Consider the following 19872-nt stretch of genomic DNA (forward strand, 5'->3'; position numbering starts at 1 on the left):
GGGTCGCCCGAGGCCAGGTCCCGCCGAGGCCGCGGACGACGACCTCGTGGTCGTGGGTCCAGTTCAGGTGGACGAAGCGGTTGGCGAGGGGCGGGCTGAGCTCCCAGCCGTCGGCCGCCGAGGAGCGTGGATTGGCGGCGGCCACGATCCGTACGCCGGGCGGCAGTTGGAGGGCGCCGATGCGTCGTTCGAGGACGAGACGCAGCAGCGCGGCCTGCACGGCGGGCGGCGCGGTGGACAGTTCGTCCAGGAACAGCAGTCCCCGGCCGGCCCGCACCAGGCGCACGGCCCAGTCCGGCGGGGCCATCGGCACACCCTGCCGGGCGGGGTCGTCACCGACGACGGGGAGCCCCGAGAAGTCGGAGGGCTCGTGCACGCTGGCGATGACGGTGGTCAGCGGCAGGTCCAGGGCCGTGGCCAGCTGGGTGAGGGCGGCGGTCTTGCCGATGCCGGGCTCGCCCCACAGCAGGACGGGCAGGTCGGCGGCCACGGTCAGGGTGAGCGCTTCGAGCTGGAGGTCGGGGCGCGGTTCGGTGGTGGTGTCGCCGAGGAGGGTGAGCAGTTCGCGGGCGACGTCGAGTTGCGCGGCGGGGGACGACGGGGCGGGTGCGGACATGGGTGATCACCTTGGGAAGGAGGAGTGAAGTGTGGGGCGCGGCGCGTCAGCGGAGGCCGGCCTGCCGCGGGTGGGTGCGTGCGTCGCCGGGGCGGGGCTTGTTCGGGGGGATCCGGCCGGGTGCCGGGCCGCTCAGGCCGGACCGGTACAGCCCGTAGGTGAGCCGCCGGTGCGCCGCCGCTTCGAGTTCGTCCCGGAGCGGGCCGCTGCGCAGGCGTGCTCCGGGCCCGAGGAGGTGCTCGACGACGTCCAGTGCGCCGGCGATGTCGCCGTGGTCCAGGCGTTCACGGACGCCTTCGAGGCAGTCCGGGCGCCGGTGGGCCAGGTCGACGGCCCGCAGGCAGGGCAGCGGGGTGCCGGTCAGCTCGGCCAGCAGCTCCTCCCGCCTGATCTCGTCGGGGTCGTGGTCCAGTGGCGTGAGTACGCCGTCGACCAGTCCGATCCGGTGCTGCGCTCCCCTGCACCGGACGAACTGCGGCCGCCCCTGCGGGATGTGAGGCCGGGGCGCACTGCTCGGCACATGCCCCGGTACGAGTGCGGTGGCGACCGACGGGTGCAGCCGGCCGGCGTCGACGGTTCCGGCGCGCAGGAGTTCCAGGTCGGGCAGGACGTGGGTCGCGGCGTGGGGCAGGACAGGCGGGACGGAGCCACCGGTGCGCTCGGCCGCGCGCTCGATCCGCACAGCGGCGGGCCCCTCACCGGCGTCGGCTATCCGCAGCAGCAGCCGGTGCCCGGCCCCCAACCGCACGGCGACAGCACCGGCCGAACGGCCCGTGTCGCGCAGCACGATCCGGGCCTCGTCGGCCCAGCGGTCGACGGCGCAGTGACGGCCGGGCGGCAGCAACTCGCCAGGTGCGTCAGGGGCTTGACCGCTTGCCGCCGCGGCGTCAGCGCCCGCGCGGACCCTCAGCTCACCGGCTCTGGTGGCGTCCCACAGATGCCGGTGCAGATCGAGGCGGAACCGGGCGCCGGGCCGGGGATGCGGATGCTGGGGCGCGCACGCCCGCAGCATGTCCCCGTCCCACAGGGCGAGGCTCATCCGCTGGCCGCCCTCCGCCCAGGCAGGCGGAGTGCGCACCACCAGATGCACCGGGCCCGGCCGCCGCCCCCTGCCGTCGTCGCCCGTCGCGTACCGCGCCAGGGAGAGGGTGAGGCCGGGGCGCAGCAGTCCGTCCGGGGCGATTCTGGGCATGTGCCAGCGCAGCAGGTCGGGCGCCAAGTGGCGCAGATCCGCGCGGATGCGGGAGGTGAGCTCCCGGCCGTGGGTGCGGGCCAGGGAACGCAGGTCGAGGTCGACGTCGACGCGGGCGGCGGCGCAGGCTCCCGCCCAGTCGCCGGCGGTTCGGCGGGCCGTCGCCGTCTCGATCATGGAGGGCGGTACGGCGTACTCGCGCACGCGCCGCCAGAGGGAGAGCCGGGAATCCTCGTTCGCGGTGTGAGTGGCCATCAGCACTCACCTTGCGCGGACGGGACCCCCAATCTGTGAACAGAGTGAGTCGTCATCGCGGTGAGCATAACCGCTTCCGGCCGCGGCCCGCCACGCTGAATATGTCTCACTCATCCGAGAGTTAACGGCCCATTAGGACACATGTGGTTGAAAGGACGAACACTGAGGGCAGCCTCTTGTCATGAACCTGCGGCCCGGTGGGCGGGCCGCAGTCTCATGGAGGTGTGGGATGCACCGAAGACTGGCCACCGCACTCACCGCCCCGGCCCTGGCCCTCGCCGGCGTCCTCGGCACCGCCGGCGTCGCCGAGGCCGTACCCGCCGACAAGCCCGCCGTGCTCGCGAGCTGGACCCAGACCAGCGCGTCGAGCTACAACCAGTGGAGCGCCGCCCGCGCGAATCAGTCCGCCTGGTCCGCCTACCAGTTCGACTGGAGCACCGACTACTGCTCCTCCTCGCCGGACAACCCGTTCGGCTTCCCGTTCCAGATGTCCTGCGCCCGGCACGACTTCGGCTACCGCAACTACAAGGCCGCCGGCACGTTCAGCGCCAACAAGGCACGGCTCGACAGCGCCTTCTACGAGGACCTCAAGCGGGTCTGCGCCCGCTACAGCGGGGCGAGCAAGACGGCCTGCGACAGCACCGCGTGGACGTACTACCAGGCCGTGCGGGCCTTCGGCTGAGGCTCCCCGCCTCTCCGCAACGCACCGCGGGCCCGGCTGTCGCAGCCGGGCCCGCTTTCGTCCGTCCGTCTAGCGGCGGGCGCGGACCAGCACGTACAGGAAGTACGGCGTTCCGATCACCGCCGTCATGAGGCCCGCGCCCAGCTGGGCGGGGGCGATGACCGTGCGGCCCAGCAGGTCCGCCGTGCACACCAGGACCGCGCCGAGCAGCAGCGCGACCGGCACGACCCGGGTGTGGCGCCGGCCGACGAGGGCCCGTGCCGCGTGCGGGGCGACGAGGCCGACGAAGGCGATGGTCCCCGCGGCGGCCACCGCGGTCGCCGTGAGCAGCACGCTCAGCACGAGGAAGCCCAGGCGCCACCGGGCGACGTCGAGCCCGAGAAGCCTCGGGGTGTTCTCGTCGAGGAACACCAGGTCGAGTTCCCGGTGGCGTACGGCCGCGAGCGCGACGGAGACCACCAGCACGGCCGTGAGGGGCAGCACGTCGGGCAGGGTGCGCCCGTAGGTGGAGCCCGACAGCCAGGTGAGGGCCTTGGTGGCGTTGAACGGGTCGGTGAGCACGATGAGCAGGCTGATGAGCGCGGTGGCGCCCGCCGCGACCCCGACACCGACGAGGACGAGCCGGTTCTGCTGGAAGCCGCCGCGCGCGGCGAGTCCGAAGACGATGAACGCGGTGACGGCGGAGCCCGCGAACGCGGCTCCGGCGACGGACCACGACCCGGCGAGCGGCACCGTCGTCACGAGGATCACGGCACCGAGCGCGCCGCCGCCGGAGACGCCCAGCACGGCGGGCTCGGCGAGCGGGTTGCGGGTGACCGCCTGGACGAGCGTCCCGGCGAGTGCCAGGGCGGCGCCCGCGAGGAGCGCGCCGAACACGCGGGGCGTGCGGGTGTCCAGGACGAAGGTGACGGTCTGACCGGCCCTGCCCTGCAGCCAGTTGACGACATCGCCGAGCAGCAGCTTGCTGTCGCCGAGCAGAACGGCGGCGACGGTGACGCCGACGAGCACCACCGAGAGCACGGTGACGGTGGTGAGGAACACCGCACGGCTGCGGATGCGCAGCTTGTCGGGGGCGGCCGATCCGGCGGTGTCGCGCAGGCGGGCCGACATCACCACGAGGAACACCGCGCCGAGGAGGCTGGTGACCACGCCGGTGGGCACGGCGACCGCGGTGTCCGCGCTGACGAAGGTGCGCAGCAGCACGTCCGCCCCGAGCACCAGCGCCGCGCCGACCAGCGCGGCGGCCGGCACCGTGCGGCGCAGCCCGGTGAAGCCCCGGAAGCGGCGGGTGAGCGGGCGGACCAGTGCGGGGGCGCACAGGCCGACGAACCCGATGGGCCCGGCGAGCGTGACGGCCGCCGCGGAGAGCAGCGTCGCCAGCACGACTGCCGTGACGCGGGTGGAGCGCACCGGGACGCCGATGCCGCGGGCGGCGTCGTCGCCGAGCGCCAGGGCGTCGACCCGGCGGGCGAGGAGCAGCAGCCCGGCGAGTCCCACCGCGGCGACGGGCAGCATCTGCACGACCCCGTCGAAGCCGTTCTGGCCGATGTTGCCCTGGTTCCACTGGTAGAGGCCCTCGGTCTGCTGCGGGAACAGCAGCAGGAGCCCCTCGGTGACGGCGGTGAGCCCGAGATGGAGTGCCGTACCGGCGAGGACGAGCCGTACGGTGCCCGCGCCGAGGCCGGAAAGGCCGAGGACGACGGCCGCCGCGGCGAGTCCGCCGACGAAGGCGACGCCGGAGGAGGCCACCAGCGGCAGCGACACACCGGTGACGGCGAACAGGCCGAGGGCCAGGTAGGAGCCCGCGTTGACGGCGAGGGTGTCCGGGGAGGCGAGGACGTTGCGGCTGACGGCCTGCAGCGCGACGCCGGCCATGCCGAGCGCGGCGCCCACGAGGAGTCCGGCGGTCATCCGGGGCAGCCGCGAGGCGACGACGACGGACGCGTCGGCCGGGTCGGCCCGCCCGGTGAGGGCCTTGAGGACCTCGGCGGGGCCGACCGCCGCGGTGCCCTGAGTGATGTCGACGACGGCGAGGGCCGCGACCAGGAGCACGAGCGCGGTCGCCACCGCGGCCGCGCCCGCCCGGGACGTGACCGCCTCCGGACGGGCGGTGGGGATCTTGGCGGTGACGGCCATCGCGCTACTTCGTCAGCGCCTCGACGAGGGCGTCGACGTACGCCTCCATCGAGCCGGGACCGCCGAACATCCAGATGCCGTCGGGCAGTCGGTGCACGTCACCGGACTTCACGAACGGCAGGGACGTCCACACGGAGTTCTTGGCGAGCTGCTTGCCGAAGGGGTCGCTGTTGGGGTCCTTGTCGCTGCCGATGTAGGCGAACCGGACCGTGCCGAGGTCGGTGAGTCCCTCGACGTCGGTGGAGGCCAGGCCGTAGCTCGGGTCGCCCTTCATCTTCCAGGCGTTCTTCAGGCCGAGCCGGGTGTTCACCTCGCCGAGGAGCGAGGTGGCGGTGTAGGGGCGGACCGAGACCTGGTTGGAGGTGACATAGCCGTCGGCGAAGGCGATCTCCTCGCCGTCCAGGCCGGCGTCCGCGAGGGCCTTCTTGCCCTCGGCGAGCTTGGCCTCGAAGTCCTTCTTCAGCGTGGTGGCCCGGTCGGTGGTGCCGGTGGCCTGCGCGATGAGGTCGACGTTCTCCAGCATCTGGTCGATCTGGCCGGTGCCGTCAGCGGACTTGACCTGCAGGACGGGGGCGACCTTGCGCAACTGCTTGACGGCGGAGGCCTGCAGGTCGCTGGTGGTGACGATGAGGTCGGGCTTGAGCGAGGCGATGGTGTCCATGCTGGGCTCGCCGCGGGTGCCGATGTCCTTGGGCTCGCCGGTGAGCGGGACCGCGGTGTCCCAGGCCTTGTAGCCCTTGACGTCGGCGACGCCGACGGGGTCGACGCCGAGCGAGAGGAGGCTCTCGACGACGTTCCACTCGGTGCCGACGACCTTCTTGGCGGGGCCGTCGAGCTTCACCTTCGCGCCGGAGGCGTCGGTGAGGGTGATGGCCTCGGCGGACGCCTTCGCCTCGTCGGCGGCGGGTTCGGTGGTGCCGCAGGCGGTGAGCAGGAGGGCGGCGGTGGCCAGGGGCGCGGTGAGCAGGAGGCGTCTCATGAGGTGGTGCGGAGCCTTTCTCGGGAGTGGTGACGGCCGATGGCGCGGGTGCGCAGCCGGCCGGTCATGGGGTCGGTGCCGACTTCGATGCGGATGCCGTAGACCTCGGTCAGGCGCTCGGGGGTCAGGACGTCCTCGGGCGGTCCCTCGGCGACGATGCGTCCGGACGCGAGCAGCACGATCCGGTCGGCGACGGCGGCCGCCTGGTCGAGGTCGTGCAGCACGACACCGACGGCGATGCCGTGGTCGTCGGCCAGGTCCCGGACCAGGTCGAGGAGTTCGACCTGGTAGCGCAGGTCGAGGTAGGTGGTGGGTTCGTCCAGGAGCAGCACGCCGGTCTCCTGGGCGAGGCAGCCGGCCAGCCAGACGCGCTGGAGCTGTCCGCCGGAGAGGTGTTCGGCGCCGCGTTCGGCGAGTTCGGTGACGCCGGTCAGGGCGAGGGCGCGGTCGACGGCGGCGCGGCCACCGGGGTCGGTGCCGCCCCAGCGGCTCCGGTACGGGTAGCGGCCGAACTCGACGACGTCCCGCACGGTCAGTCCGCTGGGCGTGGGGCGCCCCTGGAGGAGCAGGGCGACCCGGCGGGAGAACTCCCGGGGGCTCAGCGCGAGCGCGTCGGTTCCGGCGTCGATGGTGAGCGTGGCCCGCCGGGGCTTCTGGAGCCGGGCGACGGTGCGCAGGAGGGTCGACTTGCCGCTGCCGTTCGGGCCGACCAGGACGGTCACTTCGCCGGGCCGCAGGGTCAGCGTCGCGTCGTGCACGACGTCGTCGCCGTCGTACGCCACGGTCACGCCGGTGGCCGACAGTTCGTGCCCACGCAGGCCGGGGCCCGCCTCTTCACCAGGAATCACGCGGCAAGGTTAGCCTACCCTTAGTTCGCGTTATCGACCGGTGACCTGGGGGATCTTCGGCGGAGGCCGGTCGCGCGCCGGGCAGGCCCGGGGCCCCTGACCGGATGGGGTGAGCAAGTCGCCCTGCTCGGGGAGTAGTTGGCAGGGCTCCCGCGCGGGAGGTCAGACGTGACTGGGGCCGCGTACTGGGGACGCGCGTGGGACCTGGCTGAGGCCCCGCGCGGGAGCCGGGGCGTCAGACCTGGCAGGGGCTCGCACGGGAGCCGGCCGCCAGGCGTGACTGGACACGGCGCGAGAGACGCTCGGGCCGGGTGGGGGCCCCGCGCGGGAGACGCGCGTCAGAGCTGACTGCGACCGCGCGCAGGAGTCGGGCATCAGACCTGACTGCAGCCCCGCACGGGAGTCGGGCATCAGACCTGACTGCAGCCCCCGCGGGAGTCGGGCATCAGACCTGACTGTCGAAACGCTCCCAGACCCGGTGTGTCCCCAGCAGTTCGCGCAGCCGGTCGAGGGCGGCCGGGCCCGAGTCGGCCACGACGACGCCGGGTGCGTCCGCGGGTACACCGGCCGCGTCGAGGGCCGCCTCGCCGCCCGCCCAGGCACCGATCGCCTTGCCGTGCCGGAACGCCTCGGACAGCAGCAGGGCGACCCGCGGGTCACCCGCCGTCCGATGCGCCGCCGAGGGCACCCCCTTGGCGTCCCGTGCGCCGTAGGCGTCGTCGCCGACGGCGGGCGTGCCCGCCAGCAGCACGGCGTCGAACTCGACGGACCGAGCGGTGACGTAACTGCGCTGCGCGGTGAGCGCGTTGCTGCCCGAGCCGAGGGTGCCGCCGGTGGGGGCGACGACCAGGGGCACCATGCCGGCCTCCAGCACCGCGTCGCGCACCGCGTGCACCCCGGCGAGGTCGCCGTCGGGGCTGGTGACGATGCCGATGACCCGTCCGTCGGCGGGCCAGGTCTGCCCGACCTGGGACAGCGCCGGGCTCGGCTCGACCTCGGCGAGCGGCACCGTCGGCTTCGGTTCGGGCAGCCCGAGCCCCTTGGCGACCCCCGCGCACAGCTCGGGGTCGATGTTGGCGAGGATCTGCAGGCCGCGCTCCTTGACGGCCTGCTCGTAGCACTTGCCCAGCTCGAAGGTGTAGGCGCCGATGATGTGCCCGCGCTCCACGGGGCTCATGCTCAGCCAGAACCGGCGGGGCTGGCTGAAGTGGTCGGCGAAGGACTCGGGTGCCTCACGCACCTTCGTCGCCTCGGGCACGCGCACGGGAGCCTCCACGTACGCGCCGTCGGCGGCACCGGCGGTGAACGGGCAGCCGCCGTCGAGGGAGTTGGGCCGGTAGGGGGCGACGCCCCGGTGCACCGCCGTCTGGTGCATGCCGTCGCGGAGCATGTCGTTGACGGGGGCGTGCGGCCGGTTGATGGGCAGCTGGGGGAAGTTGGGGCCGCCGAGGCGGGTGATCTGGGTGTCCAGGTAGGAGAACAGCCGCCCGGCGAGCAGCGGGTCGTCGGTGATGTCGATGCCGGGGACGAGATGGCCGACGTGGAAGGCGACCTGCTCGGTCTCGGCGAAGAAGTTCGACGGGTTGCGGTTGAGGGTGAGCAGGCCGATCGGCTGCACCGGGGCGAGTTCCTCGGGGACGATGTTCGTCGGGTCGAGCAGGTCGATGCCCTCGAAGGTCTGCTCCGGGGTGTCGGGGAACGTCTGGATGCCCAGTTCCCACTGCGGGTACGCGCCGGCCTCGATGGCGTCGGCGAGGTCCCGGCGGTGGAAGTCCGGGTCGACGCCGTTGATGATCTGCGCCTCCTCCCAGACCAGGGAGTGCACGCCCAGCTTGGGCTTCCAGTGGAACTTCACCAGCGTGGTGGAGCCGTCGGCGGCGACCAGGCGGAAGGTGTGGACGCCGAAGCCCTCCATCATCCGGTAGGAGCGCGGGATGCCCCGGTCGGACATGTTCCACAGCGTGTGGTGGGTGGCCTCGCTGTGCAGGGTGACGAAGTCCCAGAAGGTGTCGTGGGCGCTCTGCGCCTGCGGGATCTCCCGGTCCGGGTGCGGCTTGCCGGCGTGGATGACGTCGGGGAACTTGATCGCGTCCTGGATGAAGAAGACCGGGATGTTGTTGCCGACCAGGTCGAAGACGCCCTCGCCGGTGTAGAACTTCGTCGCGAAGCCCCGGGTGTCGCGCACGGTGTCGGAGGACCCGCGCGAGCCCAGCACCGTGGAGAAGCGCACGAACACCGGCGTCTCGACGTCCTTGGCGAGGAACGCGGCCTTGGTGACGGAGGCGGCGGTGCCGTAGCTCTGGAAGATGCCGTGCGCCGCCGCGCCGCGGGCGTGGACCACGCGCTCCGGGATGCGCTCGTGGTCGAAGTGCATGACCTTCTCGCGCAGATGGTGGTCCTGGAGCAGCACGGGGCCGCGGGGGCCGGCCTTGAGCGAGTGGTCGGTGTCGTACAGCCGTGCGCCCTGGGCGTTGGTCAGGTAGCTCCCGGCCTGGGCGACCTCGGACTGGTCGGTCCCCGTGTCCTGCCCGGTCGGCGACATGGTGGCGGGGCCGCTCTGGTCCGGCTTCGGCGGCAGCGGGCCGCGCGGCTCGGTCGGCTCCTCGAAGGACGGCTCCTCGGGGCCGGGCCGGCCGGGGATGCCGTCGGACGGGGCGGCGTCCCCCGGAAGGGCGTCGGCGAGCTTCTGTGCGGCCCGCTTGACGGGGTTGGCCTCGCTCATGGGATGACACTCCTACGATCCGCTGGGGCAGACTGGCCACGGCTGAGTACCCCGGAAAAGGGCACGATGCCGCCAAGCTCTCACGCCCCCGCGGCCCCCGCACCGGGCACGCCGCGATGGGGTGAACGCCCCGCCCCGGGTCGGTTCAGTGGCGCCAGGCCGCGCCGCCCGTGCGCCGCGGGCGACGCTCACGTCGACCGCCGAGGCGATGCCCTCCACACCTGTGTCGAGGTACCCGGACACCACTGGGGCTGGGTGAGCCCGAGCTCGGCGAGGGCGGTGCGGGTGACGACCGCGTTGCAGGCAGCCCAACTCCAGTAGCCGATCGGCTGCTTGAGCAAGTCCGCGTCGCTGTGTGGAAACTCGAGCGCAGTCGAGGTCGAACGCCGCCGCGCCGGTACGCGCCGCCGGGCTCAGAACAGCTGCTCCTGGACGGTCGACGCGGAGGGGCGGCGGGCGGGACGGCGGGGGCGTTCCGGGCGTTCCTCCCCGAACAAGGGCGGCGTGCCGTACTCGTCCGGCTCGGCCGGGACCACGACGGGGCCGCCGGTGACGTTCAGGCACAGCGGGGCGTCGCGGTCGAAGTCCCCCGGTGTCATGTCCGTCCAGTCGCGTTCCTGACGCTCACTCACCGACGCTCCGCTCCCCGTCCCTGCTCCCGGCCCACTCATTCTTCCCGGCATCCCTCCGCCACACCCGCACCCGTGAGACGCAGGTCACATCCACTGCCGGTCACACCCGCTCGCGCCGCTCCGTCAGTAAGGCGTAGCCAACCAGCTGACCAAGGAGATCATCATGGACGCCCGACTCAACCTCTTCGGCAACGCCCTCGGTGCGAAGGTGCTCAAGCACATCAACTCGGCCGGCAAGGCGGTCACGGAATCGGGGCTGCCGGCCGCCACCCAGGAGCTGGTGAAGATCCGCGCCAGCCAGATCAACGGCTGCGGCTTCTGCACCGACATGCACACCAAGGACGCCGCGGCCGCCGGGGAGACCTCCGTGCGCCTCCATCTGATCGCCGCCTGGCGGGAGGCCACGGTGTTCACCGAGGCCGAGCGTGCCGCCCTGGAGCTGACCGAGCAGGGCACCCGGATCGCGGACGCGGCCGGCGGCGTCACCGACGAGGCGTGGGAGAACGCCGCGAAGCACTACGACGAGGACCAGCTCGTCGCGCTGATGTCGCTGATCGCCGTCATCAACACCTACAACCGGCTGAACGTCATCAACCGCCAGCCGGCGGGCGACTACCGGCCCGGCATGTTCGGCTGACCGGCGTCGGCACGGCACGAGAACGCCCCGCACCCGGAAGGGGCGCGGGGCGGTGCCGGCTCCGGCGGCCGGGTCAGGACTCGACACGCCGCCGGGACACGACTCGATGTGCCGCCGGCTCAGGACTCGCCGCGCTTGGGCAGCTTCCAGCCGGGGCGTACGAAGTGGCAGGTGTAGCCGTCCGGGTAGCGCTGCAGATAGTCCTGGTGCTCGGGCTCGGCCTCCCAGAAGGGACCGGCCGGCGCGACCTCGGTCACGACCTCTCCGGGCCACAGTCCGGAGGCGTTGACGTCGGCGATGGTCTCCTCGGCGACGCGCTTCTGCTCGTCGTCGTAGTAGAAGATCGCGGAGCGGTAGCTCAGGCCGATGTCGTTGCCCTGCCGGTTCTTCGTGGTGGGGTCGTGGATCTGGAAGAAGTACTCCAGGATCGTGCGGTAGTCGGTGACGGCCGGGTCGTAGGTGATCTCGATCGACTCGGCGTGGGTGCCGTGGTTGCGGTAGGTGGCGTTGGGGACGTCTCCGCCGCTGTATCCCACGCGCGTGGTGATCACACCGGGGAACGTGCGGATCAGTTCCTGCATGCCCCAGAAGCAGCCGCCCGCCAGCAGCGCCTTCTCCTCGGTCCTCGTCATCTCGTCTCGCCCTTCTCCCAGCGTCCGCGTCGGCGACCGTTCACGTGGGTCAACCCCGACGGGAACGTGATTGTTCCGGCCATGATCGCCGACCGTGCTGCGCGGGGTGCGGGGCGGTAAAGGGGTTGTGCCGCGGTGCCCCCGGTGTCGATCATGAACGCCGTCCGATGATGACACGTTCTGGTGCGAGGAGTCCGCGGTGACGAGTACGACGGCGGCCGGCCGGCGGGCCGGCGGGTTCGATGCGGCCCGCGTGGAGGACGCCGTTCTCGGCGTGGCCGAGGCGACGGGCTTCTCCGGCACGGTGCGGATCACCCGGCACGGGGAGCCGGTGATCCGGCGCGCGTTCGGGATGGCGTCGCGCCGCTGGTCCGTGCCGAACGCGGACGGCACGCGGTTCCGGGTGGCGTCGGTGTCGAAGACGTTCACGGCGGTGGCCGTGCTGCAACTCGTCGAGCAGGGGCGCGTCGCGCTGGACGAGCCGCTCGTGGGCCATGTCGCGGAGCACATGCCCGGGCTCGATCCCCGGGTCACCGTCCGGCACGCGCTGACGATGACGTCCGGGATCGCCGACTGGTTCGAGGAGGACAGCCCCGACTGGGAGGCCGCATGGGCCGCCCTCACGGCGTCCCACCCCCTGTACCTGCTCCGCCGCAACGCCGACTACGTGCCGCTGTTCGCGGGCAAGGAGCCCCACTTCCCGCCGGGCGAGCGGTACCGCTACAACGGCGCCGGCTACCTGCTGCTCGGCCTGCTGATCGAGTCCGTGACCGGCCGTCCCTACGAGGAGGCCGTCACGGACGGCGTGTTCACCCGGGCAGGCATGGACACGGCGGGCTTCCCCGCGCTGGACGAGATCGGCCCGGACGTCGCCGAGGGCTATCTCACCCCCGCCGACGGTCCGACGCCGTACCGGACCAACCATTACGCCACCACCCCGGCCGCCGCCGCGGACGGCGGGGCGACATGCAGCGCCGCCGACCTGACCGCGTTCGCGCACGCCCTGCGCACCGGCCGGCTGCTCGGCGAGGAGTACACCCGCCTCGCGCTGACCCCGCAGGTCGACGAGCGGGCGGAGAAGGTACGCGGCTACCGCTGGCGCTACGGCTTCGGCCTCACCCACCTCCTCGACGACGAGGACACCGTCGTCCGCTGGGGCCACACCGGCGAGGAGGACGGGGCGAGCGCCCGCCTCTACCACTACCCGCACCAGGACACGGACGTCGCCGTCCTCGCCAACGTCAGCTGGACCGCGGGCGAGATGGGCTGGGCGATCCACGACGCCCTGGTCGGCGGCTGAGGCTCCGCGCGGTCGGGGGGCGGCTCGAGTTGACGGCCTCATCGGCGCCCGAGGCTCCGTCTACCGGTCTCGGGGCGCTGGGCTGCGGGGCATCCGGCAACCGACCGGAGCGCACCGCCCCGGGCGCACGGGCGATCCGGCGCGAGCATGCGAACCGCCGCGCACGGGCGACCGGCAGCCGGGCGCCTCGGCGCATCCCGGCGTGAGGCGCGGTCAGCTGGGCCGGACGGGGCCCTTGCTCCCGGATGTGGGCTCGCCCGTCAGGCACTTCCGCTGGGAGCCGTCCGGCCGTGCGGCCTCTCACCGCCGACGTACGAGTGCGGAGGATTCGGGGATGTCCGGTGGCGGCGAGGCGGGTGTTCCCTGGGGCGTGCGCCGCGGGTCTCGGAGACCAACAGGTCCACGCCGGCGAGCAGGTCCCCTTGCTGCGCCACCCGGCGGAGCCGGTGGGCCGCGCTGCCCGTGTGCAGGGCGGCGTCGAGCAGTTCGCGCACGGTGTGCCAGTCGCCTGAGGCCTCCAAGGAGGGGCGGAGCCGGTTCAGCATCCGGCGCAGTACGACCGGGGCCGGGGCGGCGCGGCGGGTCGCCGGGTCGACCAGCGGTCCTTCGAGGCCCGAGCGGGCGGCCCGCCAGGTCGCGGCGCGCAGCCACTCGTGGTGCCCGTCGCACCGGGGCGCGGGCTCGCGGCCCAGGCGGTCGCAGGCGTCGCGTACGAGCGCCCGGAACAGCCCCGCGATCAGGGCCACGGTCTCGGGGCGGGGGCAGGCGTCGCAGATGCGCAGCTCCAGCGTCCGCTGGTGCGCGCACGGCCGTACGTCGTAGTAGATCATCCCGGGGTCGCTGACGACTCCGGAGGCGATGAGCTCGGCCACGGCGGCGTCGTAGTCGGCGGCGCTCCTGTAGCAGCCGACGGGCCCCGCGGTGGGCCAGCGCTGCCACTGCACGGTGCGCCAGCTGGCGTACCCGGTGTCGGATCCGAGCCAGAACGGTGAGCTGGCCGACAGGGCGAGCAGTGGCGGCAGCCAGGGTGACACCAGGCACATGGCGCGTACGGCGGTGTCCCGGTCCGGTATGTCGACATGGATCTGGGCGCTGCAGATGAGCTGCTCGTCGGCGACGCGCCGGTAGTCGTCGGCCATGCGCCGGTAGCGCGGATCGGGAGTGACCTCCCCCGGCGAGACGTGGGCCAGCGGCACCGTGCCCGCCGCGACGACCGCCAGGCCGAGCGAGGAGGCGGCGGCGTCCAGCAGACGGCGGGTTCCGGTCAGATCCCTGAAGAGTTCGTCGAGGGTGTCGTGCACCCGGCTGTTGCTCTCCACCACGGAGGGCTGCATCTCGTGGGTGAACCCGCTCGTGGCCCCGGTCGTGCCGAGTCTGCCGAGCAGGGCGTCGGCGCGGGGCACCAGCCGTCCGCTCTCCACGTCGAGCACGTGGAACTCTTCCTCTGCACCGATACGCATACGCACCGTCACGACGCGTCCCCTTGCCGGTAGCCGTGCGCCGTCCCGCGCCCGCCCGTCGAAGGCACCGGCGGAGGATCGGCGCCTACCGGGTGCCCTGAATGGGCCGGTCACACGCACGCGGTCCGGGATCGGTGCGATGGCAGGGCGAGGGGCGCACCGGCCCGGCTCCCCGGGGCCGAGGACGAGGCGCCGCTCGCGCACGGTCACCGCGGCGCCGGTTCCTCCACCCGGCGCCGGACGCCGGCCGCCGCCACGATCGCCCCGGCCAGGCACAGCACGCCGGTGACGACGACGGCCGCGTGGACACCGTTGAGGAACGCCTGTCCGCTGCCCTCGACGACCGCCGCCCTGAGCTCCGCCGGCATATCGGCGGAGACCGGGGCGATGCCCATGGCTACGGCGTCCCTCGCCTCCTCCAGCCGCTGGGCGACGGCCGCGGGGACGCCGGCCGAGGTCAGTTCACCGGTGAGGGTCGCACCGACCTTGCCGCTGATCAGGGAGACCAGCACAGAGGTGCCGAGCGCACCGCCGATCTGCAGGGTGGTGGCCTGCAGGCCGCCCGCCACACCGGCGTCGCTGACGGGAGCGCTGCCGACGATGGCGTCGGAGGAGGCCGCCATCACCATGCCGACACCGAGGCCGAGCGCGACGAAGGGCGGCCACATCGTGGCGTACGAGGAGTCGGTCTGCCAGGTGAGCATGCCGAAGCAGGCCGCCGCCTGGAGGACCATGCCGAGCGGCATGGTGAGCCGGGCGCCGAAGCGCTGGGTCAGGGCCGCGCCGAGCGGCGAGGCGACGAGGGAGGCGAGGCTCAGCGGGAGGGTACGGACGCCGGCCTCGACGGGCGTGAAGCCGCGGACGTTCTGCAGGTACAGCATCACGAAGAAGATCACGCCGAGCATGACGAAGAAGTTCAGCGCGGTGACGATCGCGCCGACCGTGAGCGTACGGCTGCGGAACAGGCGCATCGGCAGCAGCGGCTGCGCGATGCGCGTCTCGTACCAGCCGAAGACCAAGAGGATCACCACCCCGGCAGCGACGGCCCCCAGGGTGCCCGGGGAGGTCCAGCCCCAGGTCTCGCCCTTGACGACGCCGAACACCAGGCACAGCAGTCCGGCGGCGAGCAGCAGCACGCCGGGGATGTCGAACCGCTGCCGTCCGCCGCCGGCGCGGCTCTGCGGCAGCACGCACGCGCTGAAGACGAACGCGGCGACGCCGATGGGGGCGTTGATGTAGAAGACGGACTCCCAGTCGACGTGCTCGACGAGGAGACCGCCGACGATCGGGCCTAGGCCCTGTCGTCAAATCCCCGTCTGCCTGGCGACGCCATGCACGCACTCTCGCCGCACCGGGCGCCGACCACGTACAACCAGTACGCCGGTCGACGCCCGGCACGCCGAGAGCACGCACCTGACGCCGCCAGGCCCGCCCTTCGGGCGGACGACGGGGATTTGACGACAGGGCCTAGCGCCGTCGACACGGCGGAGACCATCGCCCAGATGCCGACGGCCATCCCGAACTTCCTCGGCGGGAACGCCGCGCGCAGCAGACCGAGGGTGTTGGGCATCAGCATGCCGCCGAAGACGCCCTGGAGGGCGCGGAAGACGACGACACCCTCGATGGATCCGGCGAGGCCGATGGCGACGGAGGCGAGCGTGAACCCGGCGACGCCGACGAGGTAGAAGGTGCGGCGGCCGAAGCGGTCCCCGAGCTTGCCGCCGAGGATGAGGGTGGCGGCGAGGGCGAGCAGATAGGCGTTGGTGACCCACTGCAGCTCGGCGGTGGTCGCGCCGAGGTCGCTTCCGATCGCCGGGTTGGCGATGGCGACGACGGAACCGTCGAGCTGCACCATGAACAGACCGAACGCCACGGCGCACAGGGTGAGCCAGGGGTTGGCCCGCAGGCGGCCGGCGCGGCCGACGGGTGCGGAAGCGGGCGGGGTGGAGTGATCCACGGTCGCGGACGGGGAGGGCATGGAGGAGCTTTCTGTCGTTGAGCATGCGTGTGACGCGCAGGGCGGCACGCGGGGACGTGGAGCAACGGCGGGGCACGAAGAGTGGCCCGGGCGCACGGAGAGGCTGCGGCTCCGGAATGTGGCGAGGGCTGGTGAGCGGGGTCGATCAGACCGCCGCCCATGGCCGAAGAGCCGGGCAGGACCGGCACGGCAGTTCACGTGACGCGGGCGTCCGAGTCGCCCCAGCCGCTCTTGGATGACCCGCTGCACGGAAGCCCGGCGTCGGTCAGCCCGTGGACGGTGGAGCAGGCCGGGCCCGGACGGTCGAAGTCACGCTGTCCCGCTCACCCGCTAAATCGCCGCGCCCGGGGACGCGGGCCCCAGGCCGGCCAGAGCTGCCGGCGGCCAGGAGCCCCGCCCACCGCGCGACCGCACGGCGACGGCCCCGGCCCCGCGGGTCAGTGCGCCGCGGAGTGCAGCCTGCGCGTGAGGGACGTGAGCGCCCCCAACGCGGAGCCCAGTGCACCGAGTTCGCCCTCGGTGAGGGACATCAGGGCCTGCCGAAGGTGGGCCGTCTCCAGGTCGCGCACCTCGGCCAGCCGGCGGCGTGCCGTGGCGGTCGGATACAGGTGGGCGACGCGCTTGTCGGCGCTGTCCTGACGCCGCTCCAGCAGACCCGACTCGGTCATCTGGGAGACCAGCGCGCTGACATTGTTCGGCTTCATCAGCAGCGCCTCGGCCGCCTCCCGCACCGTGGCACCCTCACGCCGGTCCACGAACCGCAGCAGGGCGAGCTGCCCCTCCGGCGGCTTGGGGTGCGGGTAGCCGGACGCGATCTGCCGGTCCAGGGCCCGGTACAGCGCGGGCAGGCACGCCGCGAGGCCGGAGGCCGTGCGGTCGAGCTCCCGGCGGGGGGCACTGGCGGAATCGGTCACCCGGTCACAATAGATATGGTTTCATAGCTATGTCAAAGGACGTATTCGCCCATGGACCTGTGAGGTAAGCGCGCACATGCCGACCGAAACGTTTGAGTTCCAGGTAGAGGCCCGTCAGCTGCTCCAGCTGATGATCCACTCGGTCTACTCGAACAAGGACGTCTTCCTCCGCGAGCTGGTCTCCAACGCCTCCGACGCGCTCGACAAGCTGCGGCTGGCCAAGCTGCGGGACGACACGCTCGACGCCGACGTCTCCGACCTGCACATCGAGCTCGAGATCGACCAGGACGCCCGTACGCTCACCGTGCGCGACAACGGCATCGGGATGTCGTACGACGAGGTCGGCAAGCTCATCGGCACGATCGCCAACTCGGGCACCGCCGAGTTCCTGCGGGAGCTGCGGGAGGCTCAGGACACGGCCGGGGCGGAGGGGCTGATCGGCCAGTTCGGTGTCGGCTTCTACTCCGGCTTCATGGTGGCGGACGAGGTGACGCTGCTGACCCGGCGGGCGGGTGAGCGGCAGGGCACCCGCTGGACCTCCCGCGGCGAGGGCACGTACACGCTGGAGAAGGTGGACGACGTCCCGCAGGGCACCTCGGTCACGCTGCACCTCAAGCCGGCCGACCCCGACAACCAGCTGCACGACTACACCTCGGTGTGGAAGCTCAAGGAGATCGTCAAGCGCTACTCGGACTTCATCACCTGGCCCGTCCGGCTGGTCGGGAAGGCCGCGGAGGGCGACGGCGAGCCCGAGACGCTGAACTCCATGAAGGCCCTGTGGGCGCGCTCGCGCGACGAGGTGTCCGACGAGGAGTACCACGAGCTCTACAAGCACATCAGCCACGACTGGCGCGACCCGCTGGAGACGATCCAGCTGCAGGCCGAGGGCACCTTCGAGTACCAGGCGCTGCTGTTCCTCCCGTCGCACGCGCCGCACGACCTGTTCACGCAGAACTTCCAGCGGGGCGTCCAGCTGTATGTGAAGCGCGTCTTCATCATGGACGACTGCGAGGCGCTGCTGCCGCCGTATCTGCGCTTCGTGAAGGGTGTGGTCGACGCCCAGGACCTCTCGCTGAACGTGTCCCGGGAGATCCTCCAGCAGGACCGGCACATCCGGATGATGCAGCGGCGGCTGACGAAGAAGGTGCTGTCGTCGGTCAAGAGCATGATGACCGGCGACGCGGAGCGGTACGCCACGTTCTGGCGGGAGTTCGGCGCGGTCCTGAAGGAGGGTCTGGTCACCGACCCCGACAACCGCGACGCCCTGCTGGCCGTCTCGTCGTTCGCCACCACACACGGCGAGGACGAGACGGTCACGCTGAAGCAGTACGTGGAGCGGATGAAGGACGGGCAGGAGGACATCTACTACGTCACCGGCGAGTCCCGGCAGGCCATCGACAACTCCCCGCACATGGAGGCGTTCCGGGAGCGCGGCATCGAGGTGCTGCTGCTCACCGACCCCGTGGACGAGGTGTGGGTCGACGCGGTCGGCGAGTTCGAGGGCAAGAGGCTGCGCTCGATCGCCAAGGGGGAGATCGATCTCGGCGCCGAGGGCGACGAGCAGAAGGACACCGAGCGGGAGAAGCGGGCCGAGGAGTACGAGGGTCTGCTCGGCTGGATGCGGGAGCAACTGGACGAGGACATCAAGGAGGTGCGCCTGTCGTCGCGTCTGACGGTGTCCCCGGCCTGCCTCGTCGCCGACGCGCAGGACCTCACGCCGGCGCTGGAGAGCATGTACCGGGCGATGGGCCAGGAGGTGCCGCACACCAAGCGCATCCTCGAACTCAACCCGGACCACGAGCTGGTGAAGGGACTCAACCGCGCGTTCCGGGAGCGCGAGGACCGTACGGAGCTGGCCGAGACCGCCGAACTCCTGCACACCCTGGCCGTGGTGGCGGAGGGCGGCCGCCCCAAGGACCCGGCCCGCTTCGTGAAGCTGACGGCGTCCCGCCTGGAGCGGACCCTGTGACCAACTCCCGTACTCCCACAGGGGTATGATCACCGGCAAGGGCGGGGTCGTAGCACAGAGGTAGTGCGCCGCGACAGCATCTCGGAGGACGCCGGTTCGAATCCGGCCGCCCCGCCCCCACCCCGTACAACGCGGGGAGACGTCGGGCGTGCCGTTCACCGGCTCGGGGACACCGTGGACGAGGCCGTCTGCCTCGGGCGGCGGGTCGTGGTGGCGCGCAGGCGGCGGCCGCGGCGGGTGAGGCCCCAGGGCTTGAGGACGGAGATCACCGTCATGAACACGTACGCGGACAGCGAGACGATCGGGCCGAAGAGAAGGTCGCCCGCGTCGGGCAGGGAGTGGCCCGCCGACACGGCGGTCACCGCGGAGTTCACGCCGGGGCGCAGGGCGAACGCCGTCGCGATCGTGGTGCCCAGGGTCAGCCAGAACTTGGTGGAGACCCAGCGGTGCCGGGCCAGGCCCCAGGACGTGCCGAGCGCCAGTACCAGGCCGCTGATCAGCGTCAGCAGGGCCAGCGGCAGCAGCAGCCAGTCGGCGAACAGCTTCATCGCCCGCACCGACGCCTCGATCGTGGGCGCGCCCCCGGTGGTGCTCGCGGTGATGCCGAGGGCGAGCAGCCCGAGCGTGAGCCCGAGCCAGCTCGCTGCGGCGACGACGTGCACGACGAGGAAGGTCCGGCGTGCGCGGCGGCCGAGTTTCGGGAGCGACTGCGGTCGCTTCGCGGGCTTCGGCGAGGTCTGGGCCTGCGGCGATGTCTGTGGGTTCATGGGCACCACCGTGCCGGGCGCGCGGGGCGGTGACGTCTGACGGCGGGAGTAACCCCGCGTACCCGGCTCGGCGTACACGGGTCCCGCCCGCCTACGCCGAGGGGGATCCGCGGCTCCGGAGCCGGCCCGCTTCCGCCAGGGTCCGCCGCGCCG

At 72.5% G+C, this 19872-nt stretch carries 15 protein-coding genes, 1 tRNA gene and 3 pseudogenes; 5 read left to right on the top strand and 14 right to left on the bottom strand.

Going from position 1 to position 19872, the window contains the following annotated elements; genetic code table 11:
- Positions 1 to 616 (bottom strand): MoxR family ATPase (locus N4P33_RS18330; protein WP_260827704.1); only part of this gene is annotated, 616 nt, incomplete at its 3' end.
- Between the two features lie 46 nt (positions 617 to 662).
- On the bottom strand, positions 663 to 2063 hold the full coding sequence (locus tag N4P33_RS18335; protein ID WP_260827705.1) for a hypothetical protein: 1401 nt from the start codon (positions 2061 to 2063) through the stop codon (positions 663 to 665).
- A 229-nt stretch (positions 2064 to 2292) separates the two neighbouring features.
- On the opposite strand from N4P33_RS18335, the gene N4P33_RS18340 reads away from it, so the two are divergent.
- The gene (locus tag N4P33_RS18340) at positions 2293 to 2745 is read left to right on the top strand and encodes a phospholipase (RefSeq protein WP_260827706.1); all 453 of its coding nucleotides are present in this window, start codon (positions 2293 to 2295) and stop codon (positions 2743 to 2745) included.
- Positions 2746 to 2814: 69 nt separating this feature from the next.
- On the opposite strand, the gene N4P33_RS18345 is transcribed toward N4P33_RS18340, so the two are convergent.
- From N4P33_RS18345 to N4P33_RS18370, 6 genes and pseudogenes are all read right to left on the bottom strand, one after another.
- Positions 2815 to 4881 carry an iron ABC transporter permease gene (locus tag N4P33_RS18345; protein WP_260827707.1) on the bottom strand — a complete coding sequence of 689 codons (2067 nt, stop codon included), beginning with the start codon at positions 4879 to 4881 and terminating at the stop codon, positions 2815 to 2817.
- 4 nt (positions 4882 to 4885) lie between these two features.
- Positions 4886 to 5860 carry an iron-siderophore ABC transporter substrate-binding protein gene (locus N4P33_RS18350; protein WP_260827708.1) on the bottom strand — a complete coding sequence of 325 codons (975 nt, stop codon included), beginning with the start codon at positions 5858 to 5860 and terminating at the stop codon, positions 4886 to 4888.
- Positions 5857 to 6708: an ABC transporter ATP-binding protein gene (locus tag N4P33_RS18355; protein ID WP_260827709.1), complete on the bottom strand. Its 852-nt coding sequence runs from the start codon at positions 6706 to 6708 to the stop codon at positions 5857 to 5859. Before N4P33_RS18355 ends, N4P33_RS18350 begins: the two co-directional genes overlap by 4 nt.
- A gap of 445 nt (positions 6709 to 7153) precedes the next feature.
- Positions 7154 to 9430, bottom strand: a complete 2277-nt coding sequence (locus N4P33_RS18360) for a catalase (protein ID WP_260827710.1) — start codon at positions 9428 to 9430, stop codon at positions 7154 to 7156.
- Positions 9431 to 9672: 242 nt separating this feature from the next.
- Positions 9673 to 9771 (bottom strand): annotated as a pseudogene (locus N4P33_RS18365) (MarR family transcriptional regulator); the annotation flags it as partial.
- Positions 9772 to 9843: 72 nt separating this feature from the next.
- Entirely contained in the window at positions 9844 to 10062 is a 219-nt protein-coding gene (locus N4P33_RS18370; RefSeq protein WP_260827711.1) for a hypothetical protein, read from the bottom strand.
- Between the two features lie 163 nt (positions 10063 to 10225).
- On the opposite strand from N4P33_RS18370, the gene N4P33_RS18375 reads away from it, so the two are divergent.
- Complete coding sequence (locus N4P33_RS18375; protein ID WP_260827712.1) at positions 10226 to 10699, top strand: carboxymuconolactone decarboxylase family protein; 474 nt, start codon at positions 10226 to 10228, stop codon at positions 10697 to 10699.
- Positions 10700 to 10818: 119 nt separating this feature from the next.
- Here the strand turns inward: N4P33_RS18375 and msrA are convergent, their stop codons facing one another.
- The gene (gene msrA / locus N4P33_RS18380) at positions 10819 to 11331 is read right to left on the bottom strand and encodes a peptide-methionine (S)-S-oxide reductase MsrA (RefSeq protein WP_260827713.1); all 513 of its coding nucleotides are present in this window, start codon (positions 11329 to 11331) and stop codon (positions 10819 to 10821) included.
- 199 nt (positions 11332 to 11530) lie between these two features.
- On the opposite strand from msrA, the gene N4P33_RS18385 reads away from it, so the two are divergent.
- Positions 11531 to 12631 (top strand): serine hydrolase, encoded by a 1101-nt coding sequence (locus N4P33_RS18385; RefSeq protein ID WP_260827714.1) that lies wholly within the window; start codon positions 11531 to 11533, stop codon positions 12629 to 12631.
- A gap of 260 nt (positions 12632 to 12891) precedes the next feature.
- Here N4P33_RS18385 and N4P33_RS18390 read toward each other — a convergent pair whose 3' ends face one another.
- The 4 genes and pseudogenes from N4P33_RS18390 to N4P33_RS18405 all read right to left on the bottom strand — a co-directional run bounded on the left by N4P33_RS18390 (position 12892) and on the right by N4P33_RS18405 (position 16983).
- A complete protein-coding gene (locus N4P33_RS18390; RefSeq protein ID WP_260827715.1) occupies positions 12892 to 14091 on the bottom strand; it encodes a glutamate--cysteine ligase in 1200 nt (399 codons plus the stop codon).
- A 206-nt stretch (positions 14092 to 14297) separates the two neighbouring features.
- Positions 14298 to 15386 (bottom strand): annotated as a pseudogene (locus tag N4P33_RS18395) (MFS transporter); the annotation flags it as partial.
- Between the two features lie 176 nt (positions 15387 to 15562).
- Positions 15563 to 16069, bottom strand: a pseudogene (locus tag N4P33_RS18400) (MFS transporter); the annotation flags it as partial.
- A gap of 437 nt (positions 16070 to 16506) precedes the next feature.
- Positions 16507 to 16983 carry a MarR family winged helix-turn-helix transcriptional regulator gene (locus tag N4P33_RS18405; protein WP_260827716.1) on the bottom strand — a complete coding sequence of 159 codons (477 nt, stop codon included), beginning with the start codon at positions 16981 to 16983 and terminating at the stop codon, positions 16507 to 16509.
- Between the two features lie 76 nt (positions 16984 to 17059).
- Here N4P33_RS18405 and htpG point away from each other — a divergent pair, with 76 nt between their 5' ends.
- Positions 17060 to 18952, top strand: a complete 1893-nt coding sequence (htpG, locus tag N4P33_RS18410; protein WP_260827717.1) for a molecular chaperone HtpG — start codon at positions 17060 to 17062, stop codon at positions 18950 to 18952.
- A gap of 40 nt (positions 18953 to 18992) precedes the next feature.
- Positions 18993 to 19072 (top strand) — tRNA-Leu (locus N4P33_RS18415).
- 35 nt (positions 19073 to 19107) lie between these two features.
- Here the strand turns inward: N4P33_RS18415 and N4P33_RS18420 are convergent.
- The gene (locus N4P33_RS18420) at positions 19108 to 19719 is read right to left on the bottom strand and encodes a DUF2269 domain-containing protein (RefSeq protein WP_260827718.1); all 612 of its coding nucleotides are present in this window, start codon (positions 19717 to 19719) and stop codon (positions 19108 to 19110) included.
- Between the last annotated feature and the right edge of the window lie 153 nt (positions 19720 to 19872).

The sequence above is a fragment of the Streptomyces sp. 15-116A genome, assembly GCF_025290915.1.
Lineage (GTDB): Bacteria > Actinomycetota > Actinomycetes > Streptomycetales > Streptomycetaceae > Streptomyces.